The sequence below is a fragment of the Deltaproteobacteria bacterium GWA2_45_12 genome (assembly GCA_001797365.1).
In the GTDB taxonomy this organism is placed as follows: Bacteria; UBA10199; UBA10199; order UBA10199; family UBA10199; genus UBA10199.
In genome coordinates, this window is the sequence record MGPH01000052.1 from 21,419 (window position 1) to 29,610 (window position 8,192).

7 protein-coding genes and 1 pseudogene (1 of these 8 cut by a window edge) are annotated in these 8,192 nt (G+C 44.8%); 4 read left to right on the forward strand and 4 right to left on the reverse strand.

The genetic code is table 11. From position 1 onward, the window contains the following. Window positions 1-1,145: 1,145 nt before the first annotated feature. A complete protein-coding gene (locus A2048_00340; GenBank protein OGP08106.1) occupies window positions 1,146-2,027 on the reverse strand; it encodes a hypothetical protein in 882 nt (293 codons plus the stop codon). 71 nt (window positions 2,028-2,098) lie between these two features. Here A2048_00340 and A2048_00345 point away from each other — a divergent pair, with 71 nt between their 5' ends. Both A2048_00345 and A2048_00350 read left to right on the forward strand, forming a co-directional pair. Beyond that, window positions 2,099-3,070 (forward strand): delta-aminolevulinic acid dehydratase, encoded by a 972-nt coding sequence (locus tag A2048_00345; protein ID OGP08107.1) that lies wholly within the window; start codon window positions 2,099-2,101, stop codon window positions 3,068-3,070. A gap of 37 nt (window positions 3,071-3,107) precedes the next feature. After that, window positions 3,108-3,767, forward strand: a complete 660-nt coding sequence (locus A2048_00350) for a hypothetical protein (protein OGP08108.1) — start codon at window positions 3,108-3,110, stop codon at window positions 3,765-3,767. Between the two features lie 36 nt (window positions 3,768-3,803). On the opposite strand, the gene A2048_00355 is transcribed toward A2048_00350, so the two are convergent. Then, entirely contained in the window at window positions 3,804-4,133 is a 330-nt protein-coding gene (locus A2048_00355) for an RNA polymerase subunit sigma-54 (GenBank protein ID OGP08109.1), read from the reverse strand. Window positions 4,134-4,276: 143 nt separating this feature from the next. Here A2048_00355 and A2048_00360 point away from each other — a divergent pair, with 143 nt between their 5' ends. Further along, the gene (locus tag A2048_00360; protein OGP08110.1) at window positions 4,277-5,638 is read left to right on the forward strand and encodes an mRNA 3'-end processing factor; all 1,362 of its coding nucleotides are present in this window, start codon (window positions 4,277-4,279) and stop codon (window positions 5,636-5,638) included. Between the two features lie 3 nt (window positions 5,639-5,641). Then, window positions 5,642-6,604: a hypothetical protein gene (locus A2048_00365; GenBank protein OGP08111.1), complete on the forward strand. Its 963-nt coding sequence runs from the start codon at window positions 5,642-5,644 to the stop codon at window positions 6,602-6,604. Window positions 6,605-6,626: 22 nt separating this feature from the next. On the opposite strand, the gene A2048_00370 is transcribed toward A2048_00365, so the two are convergent. Together A2048_00370 and A2048_00375 are read right to left on the reverse strand one after the other, a co-directional pair. Continuing rightward, complete coding sequence (locus A2048_00370) at window positions 6,627-7,754, reverse strand: hypothetical protein (GenBank protein ID OGP08112.1); 1,128 nt, start codon at window positions 7,752-7,754, stop codon at window positions 6,627-6,629. Window positions 7,755-7,870: 116 nt separating this feature from the next. Further along, window positions 7,871-8,192, reverse strand: a pseudogene (locus A2048_00375) (hypothetical protein) (it continues 818 nt past the right edge of the window).

Here is an 8,192-nt window from a genome sequence, read left to right on the forward strand (position 1 = left end):
CCATCGCCATACGGGCCCGCAAATAATGGATACGATTCTTCAAACCTGTCTCTTCTTGCGAGAGGGATTTCATCTCTTGAAAAAATTTTCCATAATGCTCCAGCGCCTTGAATTTTTGCGCCCACACCCCCGAATCGGGCCCTAACTCTTTAAAGGAAAGCGCCTTATCCATGTCGCCCAGATATTTTTTCAACCCATAGACAAACTGATCCCGATGAAGGCCTTGAAAAACACCGAAAGAGCTCAAATTTTCCTTCAGCCCCGCCGCAAGATTGAGCTCTTTAGCTAGCTCGAGCCCACGTTGCATACGCTTGGCAGGGTTCTTTTCAAGGCAGGCGAGGATGATGGATCTTATTTCTTGGGGGATTGATTTTGAATCGGGGAAAATGGGCTCTTCGTACAGATGCGCGTGGATGATTTCCTCCACCGAGCGCGCTTGATAGGGGAAAATACCGTAAAAAAATTCCGCCATCATCACACCATAAGAATAAAAATCGGCCCGCGCATCCACTTTCCCTTGCTTAAGCATTTCGGGCGCCATGGTCTGAAGCGTGCCTGCGGGAAGTCCGCGGATTTTCACCTTCGACATCGCCAGCCCGAAATCGATGAGTTTCAATGGAGATAGGCCGGCATCCTCAGGGATGAGGACGTGTTGTGGCTTAAGATCAAGGTGGGCGATCCCTTGGGAATGCAGATAATCCAATGTCAGGGCAAGATGGAGAAAAAGCCGCGCCTTTTCCTTGAAGGATGAGTTCCGTAAAACGGAGAGGAAATCTTTTCCCTCCACCATCTCCGTTACCAAATAAGCTTGGCCTTTGGGTGTCATCCCAAAATCAAAAACTTCGACGATGCAAGGATGATAAAGTGCTGCCAAGATGGCATGCTCACGCTTGGCAGCTTGAGGATCCAAGTCATGAAAAATTTTGAGCGCAACGTGACGATCGTGGATTTCGTCAAAAGCCTTGTAGGTCACCCCCGACCAGCCTTCTCCTATTTTTTTTAAAAGCCGGTAGGTATTGCCAATTTTTTCCATTGAAAATTATTCTAAACTTTCTGGAAACAAGTGTATAGAAAACTTTACAGTATTCTACTGTAAAACCTTAAAGAATTGGGTATGCAAAAGGTAAACCATGAAAAGTCTAAAGTTAAACAGGCCTGGCAAAATGGAAAGAATTCACTCCCCTTCGAACTGTCGACGAAAATCGGGCCAGGGAATGGTAGAAGGCGTGGGCCGGCCCCCTGTTGGGGAGGGGTTGTCTTGGATAAGTTTCAGGCCGTTTTGGACCAGGCCTTTTAGGATCAACCACTGATTCTTGTTGTGCCGTTGCAGGCATCACTCCGGGTTTAAGAACTTGCAAGGTTCGACTTTGAGATTGAACCAATCCTCCCATGAGGGTTTGATAAGCCAGTTGGCTATTTTCCCAATGCTTTAAAGGATCCAATCGAACCAGTCTTTCAACAGCCATTGTCCCCAACGTAAACGATCCTGCCTTCATGGGAACAAAGCGTGGAGGTCGATCCGGAACAAATAAAAGTGTTTCTCTCAAAATCATTCTTATTCGTTCCGTTAATATTCTTATTTCAATTGAATGGGGATTTGCCGTCTCTTCAAAAGAATCGTGGGCCCGTAATATTTCCTCCGTGATCCTGATGGCTTCCCCAATGGCGTGAATGCATGTCTGTTCATCAAGTGCCACGAAAGGATGGGGTTTGAGCGCGTCTGCCACGTTAGAAGACCAAAAACGACCCACGGGCCTGGCATCTTCAGTTCCGACCAATGACTTGAAAGCGAGTTCGTCAGAATATCGAAGGACCTCGTCACCCAAATAAGCAAAGTAAGTTTTAAGAAGACTAAGAGCATCCTTCCATTCTTCCAAAGAAAGAGCCCCTGGACCATCCCATGCTTTGGCAAGCAAAAGTTGAAGGTGGGTGATGGGCGAATCTTCTTCACGTTCCTCAGGCCTTGGACTGGTGGCCGAAATAAGGGCGTAAAGAACTCCTACGGGAACTCGAACAGGATTAAACATGACACTCCAAAACGACCCACGGCCAAAAAAGTTGCCTTCAGAAAAATAAAGAAGTATGAAATGAGACTTCTATGAACAACCTTATCCAAAGACCCCGAAGGCTTAGGCAAAATAAAACATTGCGTTCCATGCTTTCTCAAACAGATATTCAGGCCCAACATTTAATCTATCCCCTGTTTGTTAAAGAAGGTTTAAGTCGTAAGTCCATTATTGACTCGATGCCGGGACACTTCCAATGGCCTTTAAAAGACATTGCCCGCGAGGCCCATGATTGTTGGAATAAGGGAATTAAATCCATCCTCCTTTTTGGCATTCCGTCAAAAAAAGATGCCCATGCCACCCAAAGTTATCATCCCAACGGTATTGTTCAAAAGACAATCAAGGCCATTAAGGATAAATGCCCCGATCTATTGGTCATCACCGATGTATGTCTATGTGAATACACAAGCCATGGGCATTGTGGTGTGGTGACAAAAACGGGAATGATCGATAACGATCCGAGTTTGGAATTATTAGCCCAGACAGCCGCTTCCCATGCCCGCGCCGGGGCGGATGTGGTGGCCCCTTCGGACATGATGGATGGACGTGTGGGCACCATACGCATGCGACTGGATGGAACCGGCTTTAGCCACATTCCCATCATGAGTTATGCGGTCAAATATGCATCCGGTTTTTATGGCCCTTTTCGTGATGCCGCCCAATCAAGCCCCAAATTTGGGGACCGAAAAACCTATCAGATGGATTTTAGAAATTCCAGGGAAGCCCTTCGTGAAGCAAAATTAGATGAAGCTGAAGGTGCGGACATGATCATTGTCAAACCTGCTCTGCCTTATTTGGATATCATTCGCGATGTTTCCCAAAACACCACCCTTCCCGTCGTTGGCTACCAGGTAAGTGGCGAGTATTCGATGATTAAAGCCGCTGGGCAAAAAGGATGGATTGATGAAAATCAAATCGTTCTTGAAACACTCACGGCCATTCGCCGCGCAGGCGCCCGGTTAATCATCAGTTATTTTGCGAAGGATTTTGTGAAGAAGTTGTAAGGGCAATTCATGAATTGCCCTTACCAAATCCACCACCATGTTCAACACCATCCTCTTTGATTTTAACGGGCTCATCGTTGATGACGAACCCATCCACCTTGAATGCTTTCAAAAAGTGCTGCTGGAAGAAGAAATCCATTTGACCGAAAAAGATTACTGGGAAATTTATTTGGGCTTTGATGACAAAGGTCTTTTCCAAGCCATTTTTGAAAAAAACTGGAAAAAACCGGGACCAAAAAAATTAAAAGAACTCGTCGCCAAAAAAAATTCACTCTACCAACCCACCATTGAAAAAAAAATGAAACTGTTTCCCGGCGTTGTTGATTTTATCAACAAAGTTTGGGCCACTCATGTCCTTGGTATTGTTTCCGGAGCCCTTTATTCTGAAATAGAATTTGTCCTGAAAAAAGCTGGCGTGTTTGAAAAATTTGAAACCATCGTAAGTGCCGACAATACCAAACACGGTAAACCCAACCCTGAAGGGTATCTGTTGGCCTTGACTCACTTAAAGAAAAACCATCCGGAAATTATCCCCCAAACCTGTCTTGTCCTGGAAGATTCATTGGCAGGCATCGAATCGGCCCACCGGGCAGGCATGAAGGTGTGTGCCCTTTCCCACACTTATCCCAGGCAAGAATTACAGAGTGCTGATTTTGTCAAAGACAAGTTTGCAGAAATAGGGCCTCTTTTAGTCTAGCAGCGTGTTAACAAAGTCCAAATTCATGGTTCAGGTTTATAACCCCTGAAGGCGATCCACATGCGCTTTAAGACGCCTGGTGCTGGCTTCAAAAGCATCGTTAATGGCTGAATGGAGATCAACATGACGAGTGTCTTGTTCGGGATCACGACCGGTGACAATTTCAGTATTGGGAACTTTAATATCGACACGCACATGAAAATGTTCCCCTTTATGCTGATGTTTATGTGGTTTTTCGATAACGACATGGCAACTGATAATTTGGTCAAAATAATGTTCCAGCTTGGATGCTTTTTCTTCCACAATATCAACAATGGCCTCAGAACGATCCAAATTCCTGAAAGTGACTTGTACTGGTTTTTGCATAAAATCTCCTATCCCTATCAATAATTAATCTGGTTTAATCTTTACAAAATGTTTGTTTAAACTGCCACATTTTTTTAATGCTTTTTATATTTTAATATCTTTTAACAGACAAATGATCCAAAGGGTCTTTTTAAAGTAATCTTATGTTAAAAATCAAATTTTTGGGAGGAGTGGGGACCGTTACAGGGTCCAAGTTTCTCATAACAGAGGATGGGGCGAATTATTTGGTTGATTGCGGCCTTTTTCAAGGGCTTAAGATGCTGCGACTTAAAAACTGGAATCCCCTGCCACTTTCTCCTTCCTCCATTAAAGAAGTCATTTTGACCCATGCCCACATTGACCATAGTGGGTACTTGCCCCTTTTGGTCAAAAACGGATTTAAAGGACGCATTTGGTCCACCAAAGGCACCAAAGCTCTCTGCGATATTTTATTACCCGATGCAGGGCATTTACAGGAAGAAGACGCCGAGTTTGCCAACAGACACAAGTTTTCCAAACACCATCCGGCCCTTCCCTTGTATACTAAAGCCCAAGCCCAACAGACTCTTTCTTTTTTTAATCCCGTCCCATGGGATAAGCCCCAAGCCCTTTCAGCAGCAACAAGCATTCAATTCCTGCCCGCAGGGCATATTTTGGGGGCCAGTATTGTCAAAATGATGGATAAAAATAAGTGTATTGTTTTTTCAGGCGATTTGGGGCGCCTTCACGACCTGACCATGAAGCCCCCCACCTTCGTCGATCATGCCGATTATTTACTGGTTGAATCAACCTACGGAAACCGCCTACACCCAAAAACAAACCCCAAAGATACGTTGAAAGATCTGTTGATTCAAACTTACAAAAAAGGGGGAACTGTCCTGATCCCCGCTTTTGCCGTGGGGCGTATTCAGGATGTCCTTCATTTACTGGCCCAATTAAAAAATGAAAAAGAAATTCCCGACATTCCTGTTTATCTCAATACTCCCATGGGGAGTAAAGCCACCGCCCTGTTTTCTGATTTTATGGGGGAACATGCCCTGAGTGCCGATGAATGCCACAGGCTTCAAAAAGTGGCCCACATGATTGAAACAGTGGATGAATCAAAAGCCCTCAACCAAGTTAAAAAACCGGCCATCATTATTTCAGCCAGTGGCATGGCGACCGGGGGACGTGTCTTGCACCATTTAAAAAGTCTGGCACCCTATCCTGAAAATTTGATCCTGTTTGTCGGCTTCCAGGCGGCGGGAACAAGGGGCGAGGCCATGTTACGTGGGGTGCCTCAAATCAAAATCCATGGGGAAATGATCCCCATCAAGGCTGGGGTCGCTTCCATTGACAGTCTGTCTGCTCATGCCGATGCTGATGAAGTGATGATCTGGCTCAAAAATTTTAAATCCCCGCCAAAGATGACGTTTATTGTCCATGGTGAACCCATAGCCAGCGACACCCTGCGTATGCGCATCCAGGATGAACTTCGCTGGCCTTGCACTGTGCCTGATTATCAGGAAGAATGGGAATTACTGTAGGGGATGGTTCTGCTAAAATTGTTTGGGGAAGAAATGAAACCAAAAATTTACCCGCTTGTTCTTTTATCCATAATTCTCTCATCTACTGCTGGGGCTTCTGGCCGTTATTTTTACGAAGGAGATGGGACACTTTCCATCAAAAAAAATAAATCAGGGGCCCTCATCACGGCTCACTACCGAAATGAAAACGGCACTTACAATGCCCCGGAACAAGCCAAAATAGATCAAATGTTTGGCATGCCTTCCAAAAATTTGGGGGAAAATACTTCCCTGCGACTTGTTTCCTTTCTTGATTATCTTCAGGACAGATTCACTCCCTCCAAACCTCTCACCCTTCTTTCCGGATACAGAAGCCCCGAATACAACAATAGGCTCCGGGAAAAAGGGCGTACAGCCGCACAAACAAGCTATCATTTGGATGGTATGGCCACCGATGTTATCTTTGCTTCAGGACAGCACCAAAAAATATGGGATTTTGTGCGCCAGCTTGATAATTTTGGTATTGGAATTTACAGCGGGCATTCCCTTCACATTGACAGCGGTCGCCCACGCTTTTGGACACAGGAAACAGCGCTCCCGAAATCAAAAGAACCTTTGGAAAACAAAAATATTTATCTTTCGGTAGAATACGACATTTACAAGCCCGGGGAAGTCATACGCATGTTTTTGTCAGGGATCAGCGATTTCCCTTTTGGAGTAAGACCCACTTTTGGTTTGGTGACGCAAAAACACGGGACACCGCTGATGCAGTTTATCCCCTCTTTTGGCAGGGCCAGCCTAAGAAATGAAATCCCCGAATGTGTGATGATCAACAAAAGAAACGATGCACGATTTATTTACTGGCACATCCCTGAAAATAAAAAATGGCCCAAGCAGAAACTGGCGGTTCGAATCCAGTTTTGCAACAGCAATCAGTACAAAAGCATGCCGGACAAGATTACCTCACGGGGGTTTGTAGTAAGGTAGGGGCGAACCTTGTGTTCGCCCGTTACAATTTTTTTTCATAAACCCGATAAATCTTATAACAATCCCCTCCCATCATGGCGATGCCACGATTGATTTTTTCATTATCTTCCAGGGTCCATCCCAATTCACCGCCCCAGTGTTTTAATTTTTGGGAGCTCTTGTGCATTTCGGTATAAAGCAAAACCGACAATGCGCCCAACACATCCGATCGAAATTCTTTTTTGATACCCAATAAAACAAGCCGGGATGAATAGATTTTTTTCATTTTCAGACGATACAAAAGTTTGAAAATCCCAAAAGGGAAAAGGCGTCCATTTAAATCTTTAATGGCCTCATTCATGTTGGGAATAGCCAAAGAAATAGCGGCGGGGACACCATTCACTTCAGCAATAAGGGCAATGCTGGGCTCCAAAATCATTTTAAAATCCTGGACCGCTTTCTTGATTTCACTTTCTGTTAAAGGGACAAATCCCCAGTTTTTACTCCAGGCCGAATTAAACACATCGATTATAATGCGCACATCCCGTTCCATGTTTTTCATGTCGACATGCCGCACAACAAGGCCCGGATAAGCATGCACCACATCGGCAATTTGTTGGGAGACTTCCGGGACTGGCCGTTTGGAATCATACTTCCAACAGAACAAATCTTTTATTTTTGAAAAACCGGACTCGACAACAAGCTCGGGATAATAGGCCGGGTTATGAGGAGTTAAAATAAAGGGGCCATATTCAAAACCCTTAACCAAAAAACCGGTTTCATCATTAATGGAAAAATTAAAAGGCCCGCGAATTTTGTCCATGCCCTTGTTTTTTAACCACTGCGCTGCCGTATCCAAAAGAGCCCGTGAAACCACAACATCGTTAATGCATTCAAAAAAACCAAAAAATCCCGTTTTTTCATTGTGAGTTTTGTTGTGCAACAAATCGATGTGCGCTGAAATACGCCCGACAATCCTCGCATTTTTGGTGGCCAAAAAAAGCTGGGCTTGGCCATGCTCAAAAAAAGGATTCGTTTTTTGAAAAAATTTCTTTTTTTCTTCAACCAGTAAAGGCGGCACCCATACTGGATCATTTTTATAAATCTGCCATGGGAAATGGAGGAATTTTTTGAAATCTTTTTTGGATTGAACAGGAAGAATTTGGATCACAGTTCATGGTTCGACTTAGGCTCACCATGTCCGGGTAAGGGCAATTCATGAATTGCCCTTACAAAAAGTACCCTGCCTACTCGCACAGCGAGAACATAGGAGCCTGTCGAAACAACCTAGATAACATCAAACATTTTTCCCACCTTGCGGAATACTTCCAAGGCGCGGGAGATATGATCTTTTGTATGGGTGGCCAAATAGCTGGTCCGCAACATTTCTCCGCCCTTGGCCACGGCCGGATGAACAACGGGGTTGGTATAAACCCCATTATCCAAAAGTTCCTTCCAGACCATGAATGTTTTGATGTTATCGGCAATAATTACCGGCACAATGGCTGCATCGGCCCGCCCTGTTTTAAACCCCATCGCATCCAGCTCTTTTTTCATGAGCAATGCATTTTCGCGCACGGTTTTGGCCCTTTCGGGTTCGGCAATAAGA

What these genes read in the sequence shown, in the direction of transcription:
- A2048_00360 (OGP08110.1), top strand. Translation starts at nt 4,277, where the DNA reads ATGTTAAAAATCAAATTTTTGGGAGGAGTGGGGACCGTTACAGGGTCC.
- A2048_00365 (OGP08111.1), top strand. Translation starts at nt 5,642, where the DNA reads ATGGTTCTGCTAAAATTGTTTGGGGAAGAAATGAAACCAAAAATTTAC.
- A2048_00340 (OGP08106.1), bottom strand. Translation starts at nt 2,027, where the DNA reads ATGTTTAATCCTGTTCGAGTTCCCGTAGGAGTTCTTTACGCCCTTATT.
- A2048_00345 (OGP08107.1), top strand. Translation starts at nt 2,099, where the DNA reads ATGAACAACCTTATCCAAAGACCCCGAAGGCTTAGGCAAAATAAAACA.
- A2048_00350 (OGP08108.1), top strand. Translation starts at nt 3,108, where the DNA reads ATGTTCAACACCATCCTCTTTGATTTTAACGGGCTCATCGTTGATGAC.
- A2048_00355 (OGP08109.1), bottom strand. Translation starts at nt 4,133, where the DNA reads ATGCAAAAACCAGTACAAGTCACTTTCAGGAATTTGGATCGTTCTGAG.